Origin of the sequence: Variovorax nitratireducens, from assembly GCF_051216545.1 — a bacterium.
Lineage (GTDB): Bacteria > Pseudomonadota > Gammaproteobacteria > Burkholderiales > Burkholderiaceae_C > Variovorax.
Map to the genome: position 1 here is coordinate 1 of NZ_JBPJZO010000018.1, position 20,738 is coordinate 20,738.

16 protein-coding genes and 1 pseudogene are annotated in these 20,738 nt (G+C 65.7%); 9 read left to right on the forward strand and 8 right to left on the reverse strand.

Annotated features, from left to right (window positions below; genetic code table 11):
• Positions 1-292: 292 nt before the first annotated feature.
• The 5 genes from ACSFA8_RS26085 to ACSFA8_RS26105 form a co-directional block, all read right to left on the reverse strand.
• Positions 293-481 carry a hypothetical protein gene (locus ACSFA8_RS26085; RefSeq protein WP_435482360.1) on the reverse strand — a complete coding sequence of 63 codons (189 nt, stop codon included), beginning with the start codon at positions 479-481 and terminating at the stop codon, positions 293-295.
• A 10-nt stretch (positions 482-491) separates the two neighbouring features.
• Positions 492-749, reverse strand: a complete 258-nt coding sequence (locus tag ACSFA8_RS26090; RefSeq protein WP_435481179.1) for a hypothetical protein — start codon at positions 747-749, stop codon at positions 492-494.
• Between the two features lie 187 nt (positions 750-936).
• Positions 937-1,962, reverse strand: a complete 1,026-nt coding sequence (locus ACSFA8_RS26095) for an HAD-IC family P-type ATPase (RefSeq protein ID WP_435482400.1) — start codon at positions 1,960-1,962, stop codon at positions 937-939.
• A 169-nt stretch (positions 1,963-2,131) separates the two neighbouring features.
• Entirely contained in the window at positions 2,132-2,503 is a 372-nt protein-coding gene (locus tag ACSFA8_RS26100; protein ID WP_435482361.1) for a hypothetical protein, read from the reverse strand.
• Between the two features lie 25 nt (positions 2,504-2,528).
• A complete protein-coding gene (locus tag ACSFA8_RS26105; RefSeq protein ID WP_435482362.1) occupies positions 2,529-2,750 on the reverse strand; it encodes a hypothetical protein in 222 nt (73 codons plus the stop codon).
• A gap of 260 nt (positions 2,751-3,010) precedes the next feature.
• Here ACSFA8_RS26105 and ACSFA8_RS26110 point away from each other — a divergent pair.
• Together ACSFA8_RS26110 and ACSFA8_RS26115 are read left to right on the forward strand one after the other, a co-directional pair.
• A pseudogene (locus tag ACSFA8_RS26110) lies at positions 3,011-3,583 on the forward strand (response regulator); the annotation flags it as partial.
• A gap of 127 nt (positions 3,584-3,710) precedes the next feature.
• Positions 3,711-5,507, forward strand: a complete 1,797-nt coding sequence (locus tag ACSFA8_RS26115; protein ID WP_435482363.1) for a sensor histidine kinase — start codon at positions 3,711-3,713, stop codon at positions 5,505-5,507.
• A gap of 286 nt (positions 5,508-5,793) precedes the next feature.
• Here ACSFA8_RS26115 and ACSFA8_RS26120 read toward each other — a convergent pair whose 3' ends face one another.
• Positions 5,794-6,429, reverse strand: coding sequence for a Crp/Fnr family transcriptional regulator (locus ACSFA8_RS26120; protein ID WP_435482364.1), 636 nt, complete (start codon positions 6,427-6,429; stop codon positions 5,794-5,796).
• Between the two features lie 183 nt (positions 6,430-6,612).
• Between ACSFA8_RS26120 and ACSFA8_RS26125 the strand changes: the two genes are divergently transcribed.
• Complete coding sequence (locus tag ACSFA8_RS26125; protein ID WP_435482365.1) at positions 6,613-8,673, forward strand: lipoxygenase family protein; 2,061 nt, start codon at positions 6,613-6,615, stop codon at positions 8,671-8,673.
• 36 nt (positions 8,674-8,709) lie between these two features.
• On the opposite strand, the gene ACSFA8_RS26130 is transcribed toward ACSFA8_RS26125, so the two are convergent.
• Positions 8,710-12,537, reverse strand: coding sequence for a serine/threonine-protein kinase (locus tag ACSFA8_RS26130; protein ID WP_435482366.1), 3,828 nt, complete (start codon positions 12,535-12,537; stop codon positions 8,710-8,712).
• A gap of 120 nt (positions 12,538-12,657) precedes the next feature.
• Here ACSFA8_RS26130 and ACSFA8_RS26135 point away from each other — a divergent pair, with 120 nt between their 5' ends.
• Positions 12,658-14,391 carry an FHA domain-containing protein gene (locus ACSFA8_RS26135; RefSeq protein WP_435482367.1) on the forward strand — a complete coding sequence of 578 codons (1,734 nt, stop codon included), beginning with the start codon at positions 12,658-12,660 and terminating at the stop codon, positions 14,389-14,391.
• Positions 14,392-14,441: 50 nt separating this feature from the next.
• On the opposite strand, the gene ACSFA8_RS26140 is transcribed toward ACSFA8_RS26135, so the two are convergent.
• Positions 14,442-15,725, reverse strand: a complete 1,284-nt coding sequence (locus tag ACSFA8_RS26140) for an MFS transporter (protein ID WP_435482368.1) — start codon at positions 15,723-15,725, stop codon at positions 14,442-14,444.
• A 135-nt stretch (positions 15,726-15,860) separates the two neighbouring features.
• On the opposite strand from ACSFA8_RS26140, the gene ACSFA8_RS26145 reads away from it, so the two are divergent.
• The 5 genes from ACSFA8_RS26145 (at position 15,861) to ACSFA8_RS26165 (ending at position 20,738) form a co-directional block, all read left to right on the forward strand.
• Positions 15,861-16,580 carry an ArsR/SmtB family transcription factor gene (locus tag ACSFA8_RS26145; RefSeq protein ID WP_435482369.1) on the forward strand — a complete coding sequence of 240 codons (720 nt, stop codon included), beginning with the start codon at positions 15,861-15,863 and terminating at the stop codon, positions 16,578-16,580.
• A 467-nt stretch (positions 16,581-17,047) separates the two neighbouring features.
• Positions 17,048-17,320: a hypothetical protein gene (locus tag ACSFA8_RS26150; RefSeq protein WP_435482370.1), complete on the forward strand. Its 273-nt coding sequence runs from the start codon at positions 17,048-17,050 to the stop codon at positions 17,318-17,320.
• A gap of 1 nt (position 17,321) precedes the next feature.
• A complete protein-coding gene (locus ACSFA8_RS26155; RefSeq protein ID WP_435482371.1) occupies positions 17,322-17,744 on the forward strand; it encodes a glycoside hydrolase family 18 protein in 423 nt (140 codons plus the stop codon).
• Positions 17,745-18,081: 337 nt separating this feature from the next.
• Positions 18,082-18,438: a hypothetical protein gene (locus ACSFA8_RS26160; RefSeq protein WP_435482372.1), complete on the forward strand. Its 357-nt coding sequence runs from the start codon at positions 18,082-18,084 to the stop codon at positions 18,436-18,438.
• Between the two features lie 134 nt (positions 18,439-18,572).
• Positions 18,573-20,738, forward strand: coding sequence for a TonB-dependent siderophore receptor (locus tag ACSFA8_RS26165; RefSeq protein ID WP_435482373.1), 2,166 nt, complete (start codon positions 18,573-18,575; stop codon positions 20,736-20,738).

The window sequence follows — 20,738 nt, forward strand, 5'->3', positions numbered from 1 at the left end:
GGGCTTCTACAACCGCGTGCGCATGCACACGGCCATCGGATACCTTGCCCCTGTCGAAAGGGAACGCAGCCTCCTGGCTGCGTGACTTGGTGTACGTGGAAACGAGGCAGGGTCAGTTCGATGCTCCTCAGCGTGCGCAGGGCCGTGGCAGTCATCCGAAAATGGCGTGCACTCCTTGATCGCGCAAAAGCTGGTCAATCACGATCAGCTCCTTGGGCGGCTTCGTGCCGCCAGCAGGGACTTCCGCTGCGCCGCACGGCTCAGCTCCATGGGGCACCGCCCTCCCCTGCACTCACCAATGCAATGGTTTGCTGGCCGGTTTCTTTTTTGTCTGCACGTTGGCAGGTAGCTGGCTCTGCGCCAGTTCCTCGTCCCGAATGTGATGACGCACACAACTCGCCTGGGTCGTCAGCCGCTTGTTCGAGATCATGCCGTGCCCTTTGGCGCCTTCGCGCAGCGGCATGACCAGGCCAATCTTCAACTAGCGCCGCCTATTTGCATTGCTCGTGCATCGTCTGCATTCGCTGGCGCATCTCCGGTGTCATGGACTTCATGTGCTCCCGCATCATCGCTTGCTGCTCTGCGGAGGGCTTGCCGCTTATCATCTTCTTGTGCTCCTCGCACATAGCCTGCATGTCCATGGTGCCCATGCCCGAGTGAGCATGGGCGTCTCGCTTCTGAGGGCCGGCGGCGCAGCCGGCCAATACGCCGGCCAGGGCCAGGGGGAGCAAATGTTGAATCAGTTTCATGGAATTTCCTCAAGGATTGGCACTGATGTGCCGAGTCACCCAGTTGCAGACTACGCCGCGGCCGGCGCGACTGCGTTGACATACATCAAGCGGCTACTTGTCGGGCCTTCGCAGCGACCAGCGCTGAAAAACCGGACAAGCACACCAACGCCCAACAGCGTCGGCGAAACGCCGCGCCAGCCTCAGTTCAGTCCACCTTCACCGTGCGCAGTCTCAGTGCGTTGGCAATGACGCTCACCGAGGACAGCGCCATCGCGGCCGCCGCAACCACGGGCGAAAGCAACAGCCCGAAGAACGGGTAGAGCACGCCCGCCGCGAGCGGGATGCCGGCCACGTTGTAGGCAAAGCTCAAGAACAGGTTTTGCCGGATGTTCTTCATGGTCGCTTGCGAGAGCTTGCGCGCGCGGACGATGCCCATGAGGTCTCCTTTCAGGAGAGTGATGCCAGCGCTCTCCATAGCCACATCGGTGCCGGTTCCCATAGCGATGCCTACGTCGGCACTCGAAAGGGCAGGGGCATCGTTTACGCCGTCACCGGCCATGGCCACGACTCGCCCTTCGCTGCGCAGCCGCTGAACGATGGTGGCCTTGTCCTCAGGAAAGATCTCTGCCACCACCTCGTCGATGCCCAGCTCCTTGCCCACTGTTTCGGCAGTCGTCCTGCCATCGCCAGTCAGCATGACGATGCGGATACCGGCATCGCGCAGGCCCTTCAGGGCAGCCGGCGTGGTCTGCTTGATGGGGTCTGCGATGGCCACGAAGCCGGCCAGCTTCCGGTCAAGGGCGACGAAGATAACGGTGGCCGACTTCGCGCGCTGCTGTTCTGCGGCGGCATTCAGGGGCGCGACGTCAATGCCTCGCTCGGCCAGGAACTTGGCACGGACGACACGCTGGGTCTGGAACGGCTGGCGGTGATCGCGATAGAGGCCGAGAAGCAACAGGAGCGCGCTGATTTTTCTTACCTCGCGCAGCCGTCCCTGAAAAGCGAAGTGGTCCGGCGCGCCGCGACGGCGCCGGGCGAGCAGTTGTTCCGCGACGCCGGGTTCGCGGAGTACGCCACGCGCGGTGTGCAGCCGGCAGCGCCCTCGGCTCGCACCGGCATGCAGGTGTTCTCTTGGCAGATCACCAAGGCGCCGTGAGCGCTGCCTGCGGCGTGGCCATGAATTCGCGATGAAGGCGCGCAGATCGACGCCGCACCCGCTCGTCGTAGCCATCGGGTGGTGGGAGTGCAGCACGTTGTCGCCGCAGGTGATCCGCACGGTGCCCGCAGGCTTGTCGCGCAGCTCGGTCAACGCCTCGAGTTCGGTCTCGATCTCGTTGAAGCGGTGGCCGATGGCTTTCAGGATTGAAGGAGCGCTCACAGAACCGTGACGCTTCAGGCGCTCAGCGCATGGGGCCAGAAGAAACTTGCCCACCTCTCGGTCCAGCGCTTCGAGCGCCACCTGGTGGCGCGTTCACTGGATCGAACCCGCGGCCATGCGCACGCCGCTTCCAGAGCGTCAACCCGATCGTGACTCCACAGCCGACGACGGATGCGACAAACGACAGCGCCATCGCCACGTCGCCCAATGCGACGCCGGTGTACAGCGCGCCGAGCAAGTTGTTGGCTGCCCACATCCACCACGTGCACAACGCGATGTCGCGCGCACCGTCGGTGCTTCGCGCGACCGCGACGATCTGCGGCAGGTGGAACAGCGCGCGGATGGCATTCGCGGCAGTGAATGCCAATGCGAGCCACTGATGTGCGAGCTCCATCGAAATGCCTCCTTGCTGGATTCCGTCAATCACACAGGGCGGCCTCGATCACGCTGAAGTCGGCATCCGCAGGCACCACCCGCACGATGCACACTGCCGTTGCGCGGGACGAAGTTGCGATCACGGCCAACCCGGCGGCGTCGGTCTCGCCACCGCCGCCGCCGCTGCACTCGCACAGGCCGACGTCGGTCAACATCAGCGTGAATGCCGTTCGTTGCCCTCGCGTGGAGTGCCTTGTGATCGTCATGACGGTCTCCTTGGATGACAGGAACGGGACATCGGTTGCGGTGCGCTCATCGTGCGACCTGCTGCCCACGCGCGGAAGCCCCATTGCGTGCGACAAGCGCACCGGCGGCAGAAGCGTTTCGCCTCGGCTGTCGCAAATCCTTGCGACAGCGCGACGGTGGACATGCACAAATAGTCCGCTCGCGCGTGCCGCGGGCCGCGCCGCGGGGCTACGCTCGCCGCATGGCCGCCGACCCCTTGCTCGCATCCCGCCAGCCTGGCATGCCGATCACCGTCGCGGTGATCGAGGACGAGCACGAGGTGCGCGCGCGCTTCGAGCTGGCGGTGCGCTCGAACGAACGCCTCAGCCTGGCCTTCAGCGCCGACACCGCGGCCCGCGCGATCGCACTCGCCGCGGTGCGGCCGGCGCAGGTCTACCTGGTCGACCTGGGCCTGCCCGACCGCGACGGCCGCGAGGTGATCCGCTGGATCTGCGCCCAGCAGCCGCAGGCCAGCGTGATGGTGGTGACGGTGTTCGGCGACGACACGCACGTCGTCAGCAGCTTCGAGGCCGGCGCGGTAGGCTACCTGCTGAAGGACACGCCGGCCGACCACATCGCGCGCTGCATCGTCGAGCTGCATGAGGGCGGCTCGCCGATCAGCCCGTCGGTGGCCCGGCATCTGCTGCGCCGCTTCGTCGGCCGCGACGTGGAGCCTCCACCGGCCGCAGCGAGCGTCGTCGACGACCCCTTGAGCGAGCGCGAACGCGAGGTGCTGAAGCTGATCGAGAAGGGCATGACCTACGACGAGGTGGCCGAGGAGCTGCAAATCAGCTGGCACACCGTCACCACCTTCCTACGCAGGGTGTATATCAAGCTGCAGGTCAACTCGCGCGCCAAGGCCGTGCACGAAGCGCGGCAGCGCGGCAGCGCGGCATTCTCTGAAGAGGCTGCACGTGCGGTGGTCGTTGGCTGGACTGTGCTTGGCGACGTGGGCGTGGCTCGCCCCGGCTGCGTTGGCCACGCAGCCGCTGCATGCGCCGACCGGGTTGATCGAACTGCGCGAAGCCGAGCTGCACACCGCCGGCCAGCCGCCGCAGCGCATCGCCCTGCCCTACCGCGTGTACCGGCCGCAGCGCGTGTTCGAGAGCTACCGCATGGAGATGCGCTTCGACGCACCGGCGGCGCTGCTGTCGACACGCGCGATGCTGGCGCTGGACAGCTGGCCCGATGGCGGGCGCATCACGCTCAACGGTGCCGAGGTGGTCGACCTCGCCACCTCCACCGAGACCCGCGTCGTGCGCTACCTGCGGCCGTTTGCCTTCAACCTGCCGCCCAGCGCGCTGCGCGAACGCGGCAACTTGCTGAGCGTCGAGTGGGGCTCGCGCGAAACGCTGGTGCTGGTGCCGCGGCCGTACATCGGCGCGCGCACGCTGATCGAGCCGCTGCTCGAGCGCAAGCTGTTCTGGGAGCACACGCTGGTGCCGGCGTCGACCATCTTCGCGCTGATCGTCGGGCTGATCGCGGGGGCCATCTGGTGGCAGCTTAGAAACCGCCAGCTGCGCCCCGACTACCTGCAGCTGAGCCTGAGCGCGCTCGGCTGGGTGGTCTTCAACACGATGCTGCTGTGGTCGCCGTTGCCGGCCTCCTGGTTCCTCTGGCGGCGTGCCATCGGCATCGTCGGCATCGGCGTGTTCGCGATGGGCATGTGGGTCAGCCTGGCGCGGCTCTCGGGCCGGCCGTCGCCGCGCTTCGAACGGTTGTGCCTGGGCTGGATGGCGCTCGGTCCGGCGCTGCTGATCGGCGGCTTCGCACTCACCGGCGCCACCCACCTGCCGCGCGCCGAGGCGTTGTGGGCGGGGGGTGCCGCGCTGCTGGGCATCGTGCCGCTGTGGGCGCTGCTGCGGCAGGCGCGGCAGCAGCCGGGCGCGCGGGCGATCGCGCTGCTCGGCTTCGTGCTGGTCGGCCTGGCGCTGACGGTGCGCGAAGCCCTGGTCTACATCGTGCGTGATCCGGTCGGCACCGTGCACCTGGGGCTGCAGTTGCTGGCCCCGCTGTGGCTGATCACCGCCTCGGGCATTCTGGTGCAGGACTTCGTCGCCTCGCTGCGCCTGGCCAGCCAGCAGCGCGCCGAGGTCGACCGTCAGTTGGCCGAACGCGAGGCGGAACTGGCGCGGCTGCATGCGCGCGAGCGCGGACTCGCGACGCTGGAAGAGCGCCAACGCATCATGCAGGACATGCACGACGGGCTGGGCTCGCAGCTGGTGTCGTCGCTGGCGCAGGCCGAGCGCGGCTTGATCTCGCCGGCGCAGACGGCCGAACTGCTGCGCGCCTGCATCGACGACCTGCGGCTGGCCATCGACACCTTGACCGGAGCCGACGTCGACCTGGCGCTGACCGCCGGCAACCTGCGCTTTCGCATGGAGCCGCGCCTGCGCGCCGCCGGCCTGCGCGTGCGCTGGGACATGCAAGGCCTGCCCGATGCGCTGAGCCTGCCTGGCACCACCGCGCTGCCGGTGCTGCGTGTGCTGCAGGAAGCGCTGGCGAATGCGGTCAAGCATGCCGGCGCGCAGACCATCCGGGTGCGCCTGACGGCCGACGCGCAAGCGCTGCTGCTGGAGATCGCCGACGACGGCCGCGGCTTCGACCTGCACCGCCACGCGCCCGGCAAGGGCCTGGCGAGCATGCACAAGCGGGCACACGCGCTGGGCGCGTCGCTGCACGTGGACAGCGGTGCAGAGGGCACGCAGGTGAGCCTGCGCGTGCCGATGCCGGTCTGACGGCCCCCACAGATCCTGGATGTCCAGCCAAGGAGTACTGGCCGGCCCTACAGGTAGATCACTGGGAAACGCCACTTGCGGAAGTCCGCCAGGTGATCCTACGATCGCAGTGGCCGGGTGAGCCGCCTGCTCAGCACCTCGTCGAACGGCAATGCAAGCACGCGGTCGTGCTGCGGTACGACGCGGCTGGCCGAATTCGACAAGATCAAGCCTGATTGCCTTCGATCGGCAGAGGTGCTGCCTGGACATTGTTGCGACCAGCCCTCTTGGCTTTTCTTCGATTGACTCACCACTTCGACGGCAACTTTCTGAGCAGAACGATGCGCTCGCGCGAGACTTCGATATAGCCACCCTTGGCCAGGTCGGTCAGCAGCCGGTTGACCATCGCCTTCGAAGCGCCTACGCGCTCTGCGATGCGCTGCTGGCTCAACGGCCCGGGCACCACGCGCAGGCCTTTGTCGTCGACCGCCAAGGCGTCGAAGAGCCCCACGAGCCGGCCGTAGACGTCCACCGAAGCCAGGCGGCCCACCGTGCGCGTAAGGGTGCGCACGCGCTGCACCAGGCGCTGGATCAACTGAAACGCAAGCTCGGGCCGCTGCGCCAGCACACTCTCAGCCTTGGCCCGTGTCACGCGCGTCAGCCGCGCTCGCGTGGTGACCTGCACCGTGGCGGAGCGCAGTTCGCCACTGAGCATCAGCTCGCCGAAGAGCTCACCCGCGTGTAGCGTATTGAGCTCCACCACTCGCCCGCCGTCCCCGGCCACGAACGCGCGCAGCTCGCCTTCGTGGATGAGGTACATGCAGTCGGCAATGTCGCCCTCGGTCACGACCAAGGCACCAGGCTCCCAGGTACGCGTGTCGCCCAGCCGCGCCAACTCGGCCAGGAAGTCGCCGGAATTCTCTGCCCTCGACCCTTCAAACATGCCTGCTCCTAGCTTGCACCTGACGCCGAGACTGTAACGGCACGGCACGGCCCGTCGGTCGCTCTCTTTGGTCGAACGCTCCGAACTCTCGGGCCCTGCGGGCAACGCGCCAGAGACCGCGCAGGTGAGGGCGGGCCGGCACTGTCTTTTAAAACCACGCGAATGTCCACGGAGCCGTTACGCTTGCGCACTGCGCCTGTCAAACCGTCTTGCGGACCCGGAGAACCACTCATGCCAGCGATGAACGTATCCATTCCCACCTTGCCGGATAAATCCGACACGCCGCAATCGAAGGCGCGCGCGTTGCAGCTGTCGCTCGCCCGCACGGCCTACAACTACGTTCGAAGCTACCCGAATCTCGATGCGGTGCCGATGTGCGCGGGCGTGCCGCCTGGCGAGGAGTTCAGCGCCGCCTACAGCGCGCTGGTCGCGCAGACCAGCGCGGAGATCGCCGAGAACTTCGCCGTGAATGCGCGCTGGTTCCTGACGCAGGAGATCGAGAAGGACATAGACAGCATCCAAAACGCCCATTTCTGGCAACTCAGTACCGATTTGCGCCAACTCGAGCAGGATGTTGAAAAGCTGGTCAACGGCATGTTTGCTGCCGCTGCCGAGGCGGTTCAACAAGGACCTACGGCAATTCTGAAGTCGACCTTGTTCGACCTGGTGCGGTCGTCCTTCCTCGAGGCCAAGGAAGAGTCGGACTACGAAAAATTGATCGACACGCTGCCCAAGCCCCAGATGATGGCGATCGAGGAAAAGGATTGGATGCGGGGGAAAGACAAGCGATGCGAGCAGGATTGGTTTTTCGGTTATCTGCAACTGGCCGGCTTCAACACGACCAATTTGCGCCGCGTCGATCATGAAAAGGTGACGGGCAGCAAGGCCCTGCTCTGGAGCGAGCTGAACGCGAAAATGGCGATCGATGATAAGGTGACAGTCTTGAGCCGAGGCGGCACCACCACCTTCTCGCTGGCCAAGATGATCAACGAAGGCAAGATCTACGCCTGCGACTATGCCGCGCTGATCGGCGACGGGAAGCTGGAACCCAAGGAGAGCGAGCTGCACGGCAAGAAGCGCTACCTGCCGTCGCCCATCGCACTGTTCTATTGGAACGAGGCACCGCCCGAGGGCTATCCGCCGGCCTACGGGAAAGGCCAAGCCGGCGTGTTGCAGCCCATTGCGATCCAGTTGGGGCAGACCCCGGACTCTGCCATCTTCAGCCCAAACGATGCCTTTGGTGCGAACGATTCCCATCAACTGAAGTGGAAGATCGCCAAGTACTTCGTCAACGTGGCCTGTGCGATTCAACACGAATCGGTCGCCCATCTCGGGGACTGCCACTTGATCATGGAGGCCGTCGCGGTGGCCACGCACCGCCAATTGGCAAAGGAACACCCGCTGTTCTGTCTGCTTGAACCGCATCTGCGGTTCACCATCAGCATCAACGATGGGGCCGCACACAACCTCATCGTCCCCGGTGGCGTGGTGGCCGCCAACGTCGGCGCCAACATCGCTTGGACGCTGCAGATGGTGAACGAAGCGCGCATGGCCTGGCGCTGGGGCGAGAACAGCCCCGACGAGATCTTTTCCCTGCGCGGCGTACACGAGCTGGCGGCCTACCCGTTTCGCGACGACACGCTGCTGCTGTGGCGGGCCATCAAGGATTTCGTCACAGACTACGTGGCGATCTATTACCCCGACGACCACGCCGTCAGCACCGACCCGGAACTAAAGGCGTGGGTGGACGAGCTTGGCTCCGCCCAGTACGGCAATCTCCCGGGGTTTCCGACGGCGCTGAACACCCGGCCCCAACTGGTTGAAGTCGTCTCGCAGATGATCTACACCGCAGGCCCTCTGCATGCGTCGGTCAACTACGGTCAGTATCCCTTCGCGGGCTTTGCGCCCAGCGTGGCCGCGGCGATCTACAAGGCCGCGCCGACGCGCGACGACCGGATCGACACAGAAGCGCAATATCTGGATTGGCTCCCGCCGCTGGACGTCGCGCTGTACACCCTGTCGTTCGTGTACCTGCTCAGCAGCATCCAGTTCGACGCGCTCGGGCACTACGCCAGCAACCCGCAATATCCGCACTTCGCGCACCGCCCGGCCCAGAAAGCCCTCGAGGCTTTTCAGGCTGCGTTGGCGCAGGCCGAGATCACGATCTACCAGCGCAACCTCGAACGGCCCATTCCCTATCTTTTCCAGTTACCGTCCAGGGTACCCAACAGCATCAGCATCTAGCGGCGGCCGCGCGTCGCTGGCGCGGCCCGAGGGTGCTCAGCGGGCTCCGGGCTGGCATCCCGGTGCCAGCATCTCGGTCGTCGCTTCGACGTCGATCACGCCTTGGCTGTGCATGACGGCCTCTGCAGCGATCACCAGCGCACGGCCTGCCTCGCCGGCCATCAACTGCCCCTGCCTGCGCCGCGCGGCGGCGCTATACAGCTTTAATCCCGTGGCGTCGAAGGTAGTTGTCGCAGCCTGCAGCAACTCTGCCGCCCGAGCCGGTTGCCGCTTTTCGCACGCGAGGCCAGCTTCAAGCACCGCGGCCCAACCGGGCAGGTGGGGCAGGCGGGTATTGTTCAGCTGCCGGGCGGTCGTTCTGGCAATGGCCAGACCTTCGGTGACGTCCGTCGACCGTTGCCGCGCGGCAGCCAGGGCGCAAGCGGCTCGGTAATAACTCATCAAGCCGAACGCAGTCTTCATGCGCAAGAGCTGCGATTTTTCAAGCGCCGACCACTGTTGCGCGGCCAGCAAGACGCCTCGCGCCGGCTGCCCCTCGTAAAGCGCCAGGTTCAGGTCGGCCAAGAGGATCAGGTAGTCCGCCCATTGATAGATGCTTTGAACTTGATAGCTGGCCTTGGCCTGGCCGATCCGCGTGCCCGCGTCGGCGAGACCACGGTGCGCCAGCAAGGCAGGCGCCGCAAAACCGACCACGCCGCAAGCCAGATACTGGTCGCCCCGTCGCAAGGCGTTCTCGACAATGCCAGGCGCCGTGGTCGAGGTCTGGGCATAGTCACCAAGATGATTCGCCGCATTCACGCAGTAGAGTTGGGTGCCGGCCAACTCGAATGGCACCTCCGTGCATTGAGAGCCCAGCCACTCCAGGGCGTCTTGCAGTACCGGCTGGGCTTCGGCAAACCGACCTTCATGAGCCAGCACACAGCCGCGAATTTGGCGCACCCAACCCGTCAATTCGTTCTGCGACACCTCGCTGGCCAACCGCTCGGCTTGCAGCATGATCGGGTCCGTCTTTGCGCGCGTGCCCGGGCCATCGAGGCTGACCATGTAGGCCTCCATGGTCAGGGCCCGCGCAGCATGCGCACGTGAGCCCTTGTTCAGGGCCAGTCGCGCATAGCGGGCCGCCATGTCGACCATCACGAATGCATTGTTGCCGACCGAGCCTTGGACCACCGACCACATCGCGCCCAGCCGGGCTTGATCGCCTGGTTCGGGTGCCGCGGTTGGGTCGATCTTCAGCCCTCTGCACATCAGCAGAAAGCGCGAAGCCAGCGCCGCGACGATTGCTGCCCGTGGTGACCGCGGCATGGACAAGCCGATGGCGGAAAGCACCTCGCCCAACAGAACTCGCGCCTCGTCGGTAAAGCCACTGGTGCTGAGCAAATGCGCCGCTGCGCGCTTGTGTTCGAGCGCTTCCTGCGGCGGAGCACCGATGCTCGCCGCGCGATAAACCTCTGCGGCCTCGCGGCTGTTGCCCATCGATGCCAGCATCGCGGCGAGTTTGACTTGCACATGCCGGAAGCGCGCAGGGTCGGCGCCGATGAGGTCCAGGCACTGTCGATACTGGCGGGAAGCGAACTCGAACGCCAGCGCAGCTGCAAAGACATCGCCCGCCTTCTCGTAGTATTCGCTGGCACGCTGGCTGTCCCCGGCGCCATGAAAGTGCAATGCCAGGTGCTCCGGCTTCGAGTCCTCCTGCACGGACAGCGCTTCGGCCAGGCGGGCGTGTATGCGGCGCAGGGCGTCGGGGGACAAAGCGTCGGCCACGGACTCGCGAATCTTGTCGTGATAGCACTCCAGCACGCGACTGTGCGCACTGACCCTTGCGGTGCGCACGAGCCGCTCGAACAACAAGGCGTCGAGGGCTTCATGCGTCGCATCGGCGGCATCCACGGCCAACTGCGCTGCCATCGGGCGCCCTGCCACTGCCAGCACGTTCAGCACATCGCGCGCTTTCGCAGGCAGCAGGCTGACGTGCCTGTCCACGGTCTGGCCCAGCGTGAGCGCGGTCGGGGCCGCCCCCGTCAGCCGGGCCGAGAGCGCCTGGCGAACCAGTTCACCGACGAAGAAGGGGCTGCCTCGGCCCTCGGCCGCGATCGACGCGGAGTCCGCGGCGCTGGCCGAACCGAGCAGGCGCTGCGCCAACAGCACCGAAACTGCCGGCGGCAACGGGCCCACGTGCAGAGAACGGCACTCCACCCGCGGACTTTTGGCCGCGATATCCAGGATTTGCTGCAACAGCGCGTTGTCCTCGGCGCCTTCGCTGCGGTGCGTCGCCACCCACAGGAACGGGGTCGGCTCCGGCTGGCTTAACAGGTACTCGAAGACGACGATCGAATCGCTGTCGGTCCATTGCAGGTCGTCCACGAAGATGACCAACGGCCGCCGGTCGCGCATCCGTCCGAGCAATTCACTCAACGCAGCGAACGCGCGCAGCCGCAATTCCTGGAGATCGGGAATGACCTTCCTCGGCGCCCGGGCCACGGCGTCGACACGCTCGAGCACGGGGAAGAGGCGGGCCAGGGCGTACATCTCGCGCGGCATCAGATCGCCGGCTTCTTCGCCCGTCAGCCCTTGCAGGTGGCTGCTGAGCTCGTCCATCACGGGGTCGAAGGCCTTGAAAGGCACGCTTTCACGGTCGTAGCAGCGTCCCTCGAGCGCGACCGAGTGTCCATTGGCTCGCACCTGGTCGAGAAACGCGTGCAACAGCGCACTCTTGCCCATGCCCGATTCGCCGCTGACAAACATCACGACCGGACGGCCGGCCAGCATGGACGCATGGGCGGCGTGCAGTGCGGCCATTTCGCTCTCGCGTCCGAGCAGGATGTCAGCCCGGAGCGCCATGCCCGTCAGTGCGGCGTGTGCAGGGCCCGATAGGACCCCAGGGACCACGGGGGCCACCTGGCCTTGCGCGTCTGGCGCGTCCGCCCGCTCAAGGGCTGCCTGCAACTGGGCCGCATCGGGCCGCGCTGCGGGGTCGCGCTGCAGCAGCGCATCGCACAGATTGGCAAGGTCGTGCGGCGCGTCCGCACACAGGCTGTGCACGCGGGGTGCGGCCTGGTGCCGTTTGAGCTCGAGCACGTCGCTGAGCGGCCCTTCGAACGGCAGCCTGCCGGTCAGGGCAATGAACAACATCGAGCCGATCGCGTACAGGTCGCTGGCGGTCGTCGGAGCCACGTTCGCCGCGCTCACGGTTTGCTCGGGTGCCATGTAGCCGGGCGTGCCGCTGAACCCGACGTCGACCCCCGGGCGCCTGGCTGCGCTGGCATGCCAGTCCACGACCAACCCGAAGTCCAGAATTACGACGCGCCCGTCCTTTTGAACGAGGACGTTTGACGATTTCAGGTCCCGGTGTAGCATGCCGGCGCTATGGATCGCCCCCACGCCCTGCAGCAACTGTTTCAGGGCGGCGCGCAACCGCTGCTCATCGAGCCGCCCGTCAGGACGCACCCACTCGTTGAAACGCTCGCCGTCGACGAACTCCATGCTGAAGAACCAGCCCTCGTCGCTGAACAACTCGTGCAGACGGCACAGGTTCGGGTGGTTCATGTCGGCCAGCGAGCGGAACTCGTTCTTCAGCCGGTACACGCTGCCCGAATCGAGCCAACTCAGGGTCTTGATCGCGACGACGCTGCGCCTGAGGTCGTCATAGGCTTCAAACACCACCCCCATGCCGCCCTCGCCGATTTGGCGCAGGATGCTGAATCTGCCGTCAAGCACACTGGTTCCGGGCAGCGGTCGAAAGCCCGAGCCCAACGTCTGCGCCCCGGCGACCGGCGAGGCTTGCTCAAGCATGTCCAGAAACGACCCGCCGCGACCCTCCAAGGTGTCGTCGAGTCGGGATGGCTCAATTTCCTTTTGTGACATGACGCCTTTGCAATCACTATTGAGTGCTAAATCATTATCAATGAACATCAAGACAGTCGGTGACCAGTCACGAGGTTTTGCGACGGATTCGCCTCCGTCGCCATCCTTTGCGAGCGTGCCGTGCACCTGATCCTGGACGCCACTGCCGCAGGTGCCGTCAAGCGCCTGGAGTTCCGCACCGCTGAACCTGTGACGATCGGACGCGCGTCCGGCTGCCAAATCCAGATCGACGCCGACCAGGGCAGCGTGTCTCGGCTGCATGCCCAGCTCGTACCTACCGGGCAAGGCTGGGTGGTGGAGGATCACAGCAAGGTCGGAACCCTGGTGAACGGCATGAAGCTTGGGCATGGACAGCGCTGTGCGCTGCGCATGCACGACGAGTTGCGGGTCGGACCCCTGCGCCTGCGGGTGCTTGAGCTCGGGGGCCAGATCGAGCAGACGCTGGCCACCGAGCTCAGGCTGACGACGGTCGACTTCGCAACGCTGGACCCGCAATTGATCTTGAAGTCGGCGCTGGAACTGCCTCGTTTGTTCGGTGAGGCGCACACTGAAGCCGAGGTGCTGCAGAAGGCTTGCGCCTTTCTGGTCCAGGTGCTGTCACCCGTCGTCAGTTCGGCCTATGTCGTGCAAGCGCATCCCGAGAACATGGAGTTGTCGCGCATGCTCGCGACGTACTCACTGAACGGAGAACGCGCCCCGGTGCTCAGCCGCAGAGTCATCGGCGGCGCGCTCCACCTTGACGGTTCGGTCGCTTTTTTCAACCACGCCACCTCCACCGAAATCGAAGCCACTGTGCACGACACGACGCGCACGGTCGGGGCCTGCCTGATCGAGCGCAGCACCGCCGGTGAGCCCATCGTGATCTATGTCATCGGCGAGCGAAATTTGCCGAACAACAAGACCGACATCGCTGCCGGCTACCTCAGCCTGGTCAGCACGCTCACGCGCCAGCATCTGGTGGGCCAAAGGCAGGCCCATTTGACCCAGTACTTTTCGCCCAAAGTCGTTGATATGCTGATGCGCCCCGGCGGACGCTCGAGCGCCGAAGGCGACCCTCGCATCATGGAGGCCACCAGTCTGATCTTCGATCTTCGGGGTTTCTGCCTTTCCACCGAGGCCGCGGCGACAGACTTGCTTCGATGGCAGAAAGAACTCCGAAGCACGATGGACATCGTCTCGCGGGAAGTCTTTGCTCACGAGGGAACGGTGATCGACTACCAGGGCGATGGGTGTTTCGCCGCTTGGGGGGTGCCGTTCGAGCAACCCGGCCAAGCCCAACTGGCGGTTGACTGCGCGCTGCGGATTCTTGAGCAGTTGAAGACAATCCCTTTGCAGTCCTTGTCATCGCCTTCCGGCCCGGTTTGTGGCATCGCCATTGCCAAGGGGCAGGTGTTGGCCGGTTCGATGACATCGAGCCGACATTTCAAGTACGGGTTGCTGGGCACTTCGGTTAACTGCGCAGCGCGTGTGGAGGCGCTCACCAAACCCGGCCGACTCGACGCGCCGCTGCTCGTCACCGAAGAGGTGGCCAGGCTTCTGGACGTGACACGCACGCCATTTGTTCGGGCAGCCTGCGTGGCCCTGGCAGGCATGGAAACCCTCGTCAATGTCTACGAGGTGCTCCATCCCGCCCGAAGCCTGTCGTCGGCCGTCCATGCAGCGCGCTGGGAAGCCCTTTTGTGCATGCTGGAAGGGGTGCGCCAGGTAGCCGACCTGCAAGAGCTCCAAGCGGCGATTGGCGCGCCCGCGTGGGCAGACGATCCCCGCGTGCGCTGGTTGCAAGCACAGTGCAGACAGTTGGAAGACCCGGCGCAGCTGTCCCGGTGGGACGGCGTCGTGCGCTACGAAAAGTAGCGCAGTTACCTGTGGCCGGACGCCTACCTCGCTACCCCTTCGTTTCGTTGTTAGATAGATGACAAGGCCGTTTGGCGCCGCCCCCTCAACAGGCATGCCGCAGCCAGGGACTGAAGCGAGAAGATCGCAGCGAAATAGGGGCCGGTGGTGCTGCCCAACGACGGCCCTTCGCCAGAACCGCCGACGATCAACCCAGTCAGCAGGGCGGGTGCAAATGCATAAAGCGCCTGTGACAGAGCCACACTCCGCGCCACCACGCGTGGCACATCGGTGGGTGTGAACTCCGCTTGCGCAATCAGCGGCGGCAACGACGTGGCATTGCCGATGCCGAGCCCGAAGAACACGACACCCAGCGTGAAGAGTGCCAAATGCTCGGGCCCGGCAGTCCACATGATGAGCGTGCCGAGTGCCTGCACGGCGTAGCTGGCGGCTGCCGCGCGGCGCCGGTCGTTACGCTCACCCAGCAGCCGCGCCATGATCAAACGGCCTGCCATGCCACAGCCCGTCGCCAGCGCCATGATCCCGCCAGCCAGTCGCACGCCCGTGCTGGGCGCCATCAAGGAGAAGAGTTGAGCGATGAGTCCGATCTGGGCGAACAGACCCAGCGACATCGCGGCCGCGAGTGTCAGGAATCTGCGATCTCTCCAGCGCATCGGGTGAATGGCGGTAGCCGCTCCTGCACGAACTGCGGCGGCCGGGTCGATGGCCCGAACCAGGCCGTCCACAACCTGAGCTTCATTGAAAGGCCTCCTGGCGACTTCACGTGTCGCGATGGACATCACCACGGCAACCATGGCCAGTCCCACCATCATGGCGGCTGCAGGGAAGCCGACGCGGTCGATCAGCACCGCCCAGAGCGGCGAGAAAACCATGCCTCCGACACTGGCGCCGTTGTATGCCTTTGCCAGCGCAAGGGGCCGCCTGTTGGCGAACCAGGGCGCAATGATCGCGTTGATGCCGGCCGCACCCAGCGGAACCCAGCCCCCTCCGGTGAACATGGCGGCGACGAACAGCTGCCACGGCTCGACGGCGGCCGCCCAACCCAGCACGCCGGCGGCCAGCAGACTGGCGCCGGCCAGGGTGGTCGCAGGAATTCCGAAACGCCTGTGAATCCGGGGAAGAAAGGCGACAACGCCGGCACCGAACAGAAAGTGGAAGGTGACCGCGGCAGAGACCAGTGGCAGCGACCATCCGGTGCGAACGAGGACCGCATGCAGGAAGACTGGAGGACCGTAGAACCCTACCCCCCAGCCGAACAGCGCGACAACAAACGCGGCGCGTACGACGGTGTCGCCATGGAAGTGGGAGGATGGCGTCGAAGGCAGGAATGACATGGTGCGGGCAGCAGTAGAGGCGGCGTGTGCCGCGGTGCGCTCGATGCTGCGGCTCGGCCATCTCGGAACACTTCGCTGCGGAACGAAGCGTCTGGGCGGCCGCGTGCCGTACGCTAGATACCCCAAGGTGACACCATGAACACCAACCACATTGCCCGAATCGCATCCCTGGTGGGAGAACCCACGCGCGCAGCGATGCTGCTGCAGTTGATGGACGGGCGCATGCTCACCGCCACGGAACTGGCCAGGGCCGGGAACGTGTCTGCGCAGACGTGCAGCCGGCATCTGGCTCAGATGGTGGCGTCGGGCCTGATGTGCGTGGAGCAGCGAGGACGGCACCGATACCACCGGCTTGCATCCGGCGAGGTCGCCAAGGTCCTGGAGGGCCTCATGCGGATCGCAGGAAATCCACCGGTCCATCGCACGGTCGTGGTGGGCCCGCGTGACGAGGCGATGCGCATGGCCCGCATGTGCTACGACCACATCGCCGGGCGGCTCGGCCTGGCCATCGCCGAGTCGCTGCTGGTTGCGCGGGCGATCGAGTTCGATGGCGACGGAGGCCAGGTCACGGACCGAGCGCCCCAAGTGCTCCAGCAGTGGGGGCTCACGCTGGAGCCGGAGCCACACCATTCGCGTCGCGTCAGACCTTACTGCCGACCCTGCCTGGACTGGAGCGAGCGTAAGGCGCACCTCGCGGGCCGGCTCGGCGCAATGATCTGCACCCACTGCCTCGAGAAGGGATGGCTGACCAGAGCAGCGGGGAGTCGAACGCTGGTGATCTCGCCCGACGGTGCGAGGACGTTCCGTGAGCGCCTCGGTCTGGATGCATGGCGGCGTGTGACGGACGCGGCCTGACAGCGCGTCTCTCCTCAAGGTGTGTTCGCCGGGCGCAACGATGCTTCGCTCAACGCACCTGGTGGCGCTCCTCAAGGTTGCCACTGGGCCGCGTCCGGCGCTGCCATGCGCGGGCCCGGGCCTGATCTAGCGCGTACCTGATTGGGGCGAAGGCCTGCCGCAGACGCGGCCCGGTCGCCAGCGGTCTGCTTGAGCAATCTCATAACGACGCCAGGGCCCGCCGGTCAATATTGAACGTTGGCGCGCCGGGCAGCTCAGGCACCGCGACCATGCCTTCAACGGGCAGCCACCGCAGACCGTTGAACGAGAGCCCACGTGAAGTCCCTACTTGCTTTCGCTGGCCGCCACGGTCCGGCGTTGCTGTTCGCCGGTCCCCTGATCGGGTTGGCTAGGCCCGGTCTCGCGTCGGCGACTCTAGAGATTCCTCTGCTCTTTTTTCGTCCGTTGTTCAACCCAAGGAAACTTTCATGATCACCGCCAAGACCATCCCTTCCGTCGCCAGCTTGGAATTCCTCGACGCCGGCCACGAGACCACACCCCGCGTGCCAGAAGCCTCCACGCTGATGACAGAACTGCGCAAGGCGGTGATCCACGCGACCCAGTGGGTGGCTGGCTCCGACCCCGAACAGGCCCGCGACCGCTTCCTCGGCGAAGCCGCAGATCCGGCCGACTTGGAGCGCCGCAGCGTTGCCTGGGAACGCGCGCAGGAGACGCGCCGCGCGCTGCCGCCGGTGCTCTGAAGTGGCGTTTCGTTTCACGAACTGGCTACCAGCCACGCATGCAACTGTGGTTACCGCACTCCTGCTTGCCTTGGGAATCGGTGCTGCATTCGGGTACGGCATGGCTCCACAGGCGAAGGTTGCAACTCTGCCGCACTCACCTCTCAACTCGACGCCGAAGCGCTCTGCGGCGGCCATGCCCCTGCTTGAAGCGTTGAGACAATCTTCTCTGCTCGGTGATGCGGATGCAAGCCGTGAGCTCACAACGCTGTTGCTGGACAGGTACGACCTCGATGGCGACAACGACGATCTGTTCGAAGCGGTGGTCTGGATCGACCGGGACCTGTACGCAGCGCAGAACGTCACCCTCGTACAGCGAATTTCGTCGCACTACTGCGACCACCGCGTCTTGCAGTGGCATGCGATCTGCCTTCCGGCTGAATAGCCGACGCTGCGCGGTCGAGCGCAGGCAGGGCGGCCGCATCGCCGGTCGTCGGCGCCAACCCCAGGTTATGGCGGTGTGCGGATCGACGGGTGAAAGCTGACTGTCGTTCAAATGCCACCAGTCCACCATGGTCTAAGGTTCCGATGGGAGCCTCAAAGGCCCTCGGCCTCTGCCTGATGCCCATGTGGGCGCGATCACCTCGTCGCGCCCTCCCGACCTCGACGCCGGCATCGCCGGCCTCTGTCTGCTGCCACCTCCGACGAAGGGTCGTTCAAGGCACAGGTCTTTCTTGAGAATCTATTCTCGATAGTATGATGCCAGCCCTTCGCCTCTCCCAATGCACCGCATCCTGCTCCGACTCCTGCTGCTCGCCGTGTTTGTCAACACGGCCATCGGCATGCCCCTGCACGATGCGGAGCATCTGCGGCAGGTCGGGCCGGACATCGCGCAGGAATGGCGCTTGCTGGAGGCAGACGAGGACACCGCGTCCCCCGGGCATGGCGATGAAGTCCAAGGGCTGTGTGCGTGGTGCGTGGCCTGCGCGCAGCAGGTCGGCATGCCGGCAACCGCGCCGGCTCTCCTTGCCGCGTTGGCCGCGCCAGCTGCGCCCCTCGGGCTGCAGCCAGCGGCCGCGTTCTTTCCAGATCCGGGCCGTTGGCCCTTCGCTTCGCGCGATCCCCCTGCACCGACCTGACACCCGCCGCTGAGGCGGGCTGCCGATACCTTCCTCCTGCCGCCCGGTACTTCGCAGACGCCCGGTGGCGTACCAGTTTTCGTGCCTTGCCGCGCCTTCGCAGCGCGGTCAGGCCGTCTTGTCGAGTGCCGTTCATGATCCCCATCTACTTCGCAGGGAACCGGGTTGCCGGGTTCCGCCTGCTTCCGCTTGCCCTGGCCATGGCGCCCCTGTTCGCCGGGCCTGCCATAGCTCAAACCGCTGAAGCTCCGGCCGAGGCCCAGCTGTCCACGATCGAGGTCGTCGGTCGCACCGAGTCCGGCGCCTACCATGCGGAAGAAGCCGCCGGCGCCAAGACCGCCCTGCCGCTGCGCGAGCTGCCGCAGTCGGTGCGCATCGTCACGCGCCAGGCCATCGACGACCTGGGCGCCACCAAGCTGGACGACGTGCTGGACTACGTCGGCGGCGTCTCGCGCCAGAACAGTTTCGGTGGCCTTTGGGACAACATCGCCATCCGTGGCCTGCCCGGCAATGAGAACACCGGCATGGCGACACTGCTCAATGGCTTCTCGTCCAATCGCGGCTTCAATGCCCCGCTCGACCTCGCGGGTGTCGAGCGCATCGAGTTCCTGAAGGGCACCGCCGCCGCGCTCTACGGCAGCAGCGAGCCGGGAGGTACGCTCAATATCGTGTCCAAGCGACCGCTCTGGAAGGCCGCACACTCGGTCGAGGGCTACGGCGGCAGCTACGGTTTGAAGCGGGTTGCCTTCGACAGCACCGGCCCGATCGGCGAGCACTTGGCCTACCGTCTGAACGTCGCAGTGGAAGACCGCGACAGCTTCCGCGACCATGTGGGCGCCAGCCGCCACGTGATCGCGCCGGCTTTCACCTGGAAGCTGGGGCACGACACGGTGCTGGAGTACGCGGGTGAGGTGCTGCGCCACAAGACCCCGCTGGACCGCGGCGTGGTCGCGGTCAACAACCAGCTGGGCGCGATCCCGCGCAGCCGTTTCCTGGGCGAGCCCGCCGACGGCGACGTGACCGTCGAGAACCAAGGCCACCAGTTCATCCTGTCGCACGAATGGAGTTCGACCTGGCGCAGCCGGGTGGGCCTGTCCTATCGCGAGACCTCGGTGAAGGGGTTCTCGACCGAGGCGACGGCCCTGCGCGCCGACAACGCAACGCTCACCCGCCAGCGGCGTTTCCGCGATTTCGACTCCAGCGATACCGCCGTGCAGGCCGAACTGCAAGGCAACGTGAAAACTGGTGCCATCGAGCACGAATTGCTGTTCGGCATGGAGAGCTTCCGCTTCAGCATGGACTCGCTCATGCTGCGCGCCAATCCGACGACCGCGCGGCCGTACGCCATCAACATCTACAACCCGGTCTACGGCCAGGCTCAGCCCACGCCGACGGCCAATACCGACACGCTGGAGAACCAGCGCGGCACTGCGTTCTATTTCCAGGATGCGATCAAGCTCGCCCCCGAATGGCGCCTGGTCGCCGGCGTGCGCGTGGACAGCTATCGCCAGTCGCTGCTGAACCGCCGAACGAACAGCCAGGCCAACCAGGATCCGTCGTCCACCTCGCCACGTGTCGGCCTGAGCTGGCTGCCGACGCCGCAGTGGACTTTCTACGCGAACGCGGGCCGCTCCTTTCGGCCCAACGTCGGCTCCGACTTCGCGGCCAGCGCCTTCGAGCCGGAGAACGGCCGCGCGCTGGAGCTCGGCACCAAATGGGAGAGCGCGGACCAGCGCATCGGAGCCACCGCCGCGCTGTTCGACATCCGCAAGCGCAACGTACTGACGTCCGACCCGGTCAACACCGGCTATTCGGTCTCCGCGGGCGAAATCCGCAGCCGCGGCCTCGAACTCGACTTCGCAGGCCAGGTCACGAAGAACTGGCGCATCAATGCGAGCCTGGTGTTCAACGACGTAAAGATCACGAAGGACAACAGTCTGGAGGTCGGCGGCCGCCTGCTCAACGTGCCCAAGGTCAACGGCAGCGTGCTTGCGGTCTACGAGGATGCTTTCGCCAACGGCCAGCGCTACGGCCTCGGCGGCGGCGTCACGCACGTGGGCAAGCGCCTGGGCCAGGCCCGCACCCAGGCCGAAGCCAACGCAGGCACGCCCGCCTTCGAGCTGCCGGGCTACACCACGGCCAAGCTTGTCGCCTATTGGCGCCTGAACCCTGCGCTGCGGCTGACACTGGATGTCGACAACCTGTTCGACAAGACCTACTACACCAGTTCCTACAGCCGCCTGTGGGTGACGCCGGGAACGGCGCGCACCCTCACCGTCGGCCTGCAGGCCCGGTTCTGA

Coding starts and splice junctions, on each gene's coding strand:
- ACSFA8_RS26145 (WP_435482369.1), top strand. CDS start 15,861: ATGAACACCAACCACATTGCCCGAATCGCATCCCTGGTGGGAGAACCC.
- ACSFA8_RS26160 (WP_435482372.1), top strand. CDS start 18,082: ATGCACCGCATCCTGCTCCGACTCCTGCTGCTCGCCGTGTTTGTCAAC.
- ACSFA8_RS26100 (WP_435482361.1), bottom strand. CDS start 2,503: ATGGAGCTCGCACATCAGTGGCTCGCATTGGCATTCACTGCCGCGAAT.
- ACSFA8_RS26105 (WP_435482362.1), bottom strand. CDS start 2,750: ATGACGATCACAAGGCACTCCACGCGAGGGCAACGAACGGCATTCACG.
- ACSFA8_RS26130 (WP_435482366.1), bottom strand. CDS start 12,537: ATGTCACAAAAGGAAATTGAGCCATCCCGACTCGACGACACCTTGGAG.
- ACSFA8_RS26095 (WP_435482400.1), bottom strand. CDS start 1,962: ATGGCTACGACGAGCGGGTGCGGCGTCGATCTGCGCGCCTTCATCGCG.
- ACSFA8_RS26150 (WP_435482370.1), top strand. CDS start 17,048: ATGATCACCGCCAAGACCATCCCTTCCGTCGCCAGCTTGGAATTCCTC.
- ACSFA8_RS26090 (WP_435481179.1), bottom strand. CDS start 749: ATGAAACTGATTCAACATTTGCTCCCCCTGGCCCTGGCCGGCGTATTG.
- ACSFA8_RS26120 (WP_435482364.1), bottom strand. CDS start 6,429: ATGTTTGAAGGGTCGAGGGCAGAGAATTCCGGCGACTTCCTGGCCGAG.
- ACSFA8_RS26140 (WP_435482368.1), bottom strand. CDS start 15,725: ATGTCATTCCTGCCTTCGACGCCATCCTCCCACTTCCATGGCGACACC.
- ACSFA8_RS26165 (WP_435482373.1), top strand. CDS start 18,573: ATGATCCCCATCTACTTCGCAGGGAACCGGGTTGCCGGGTTCCGCCTG.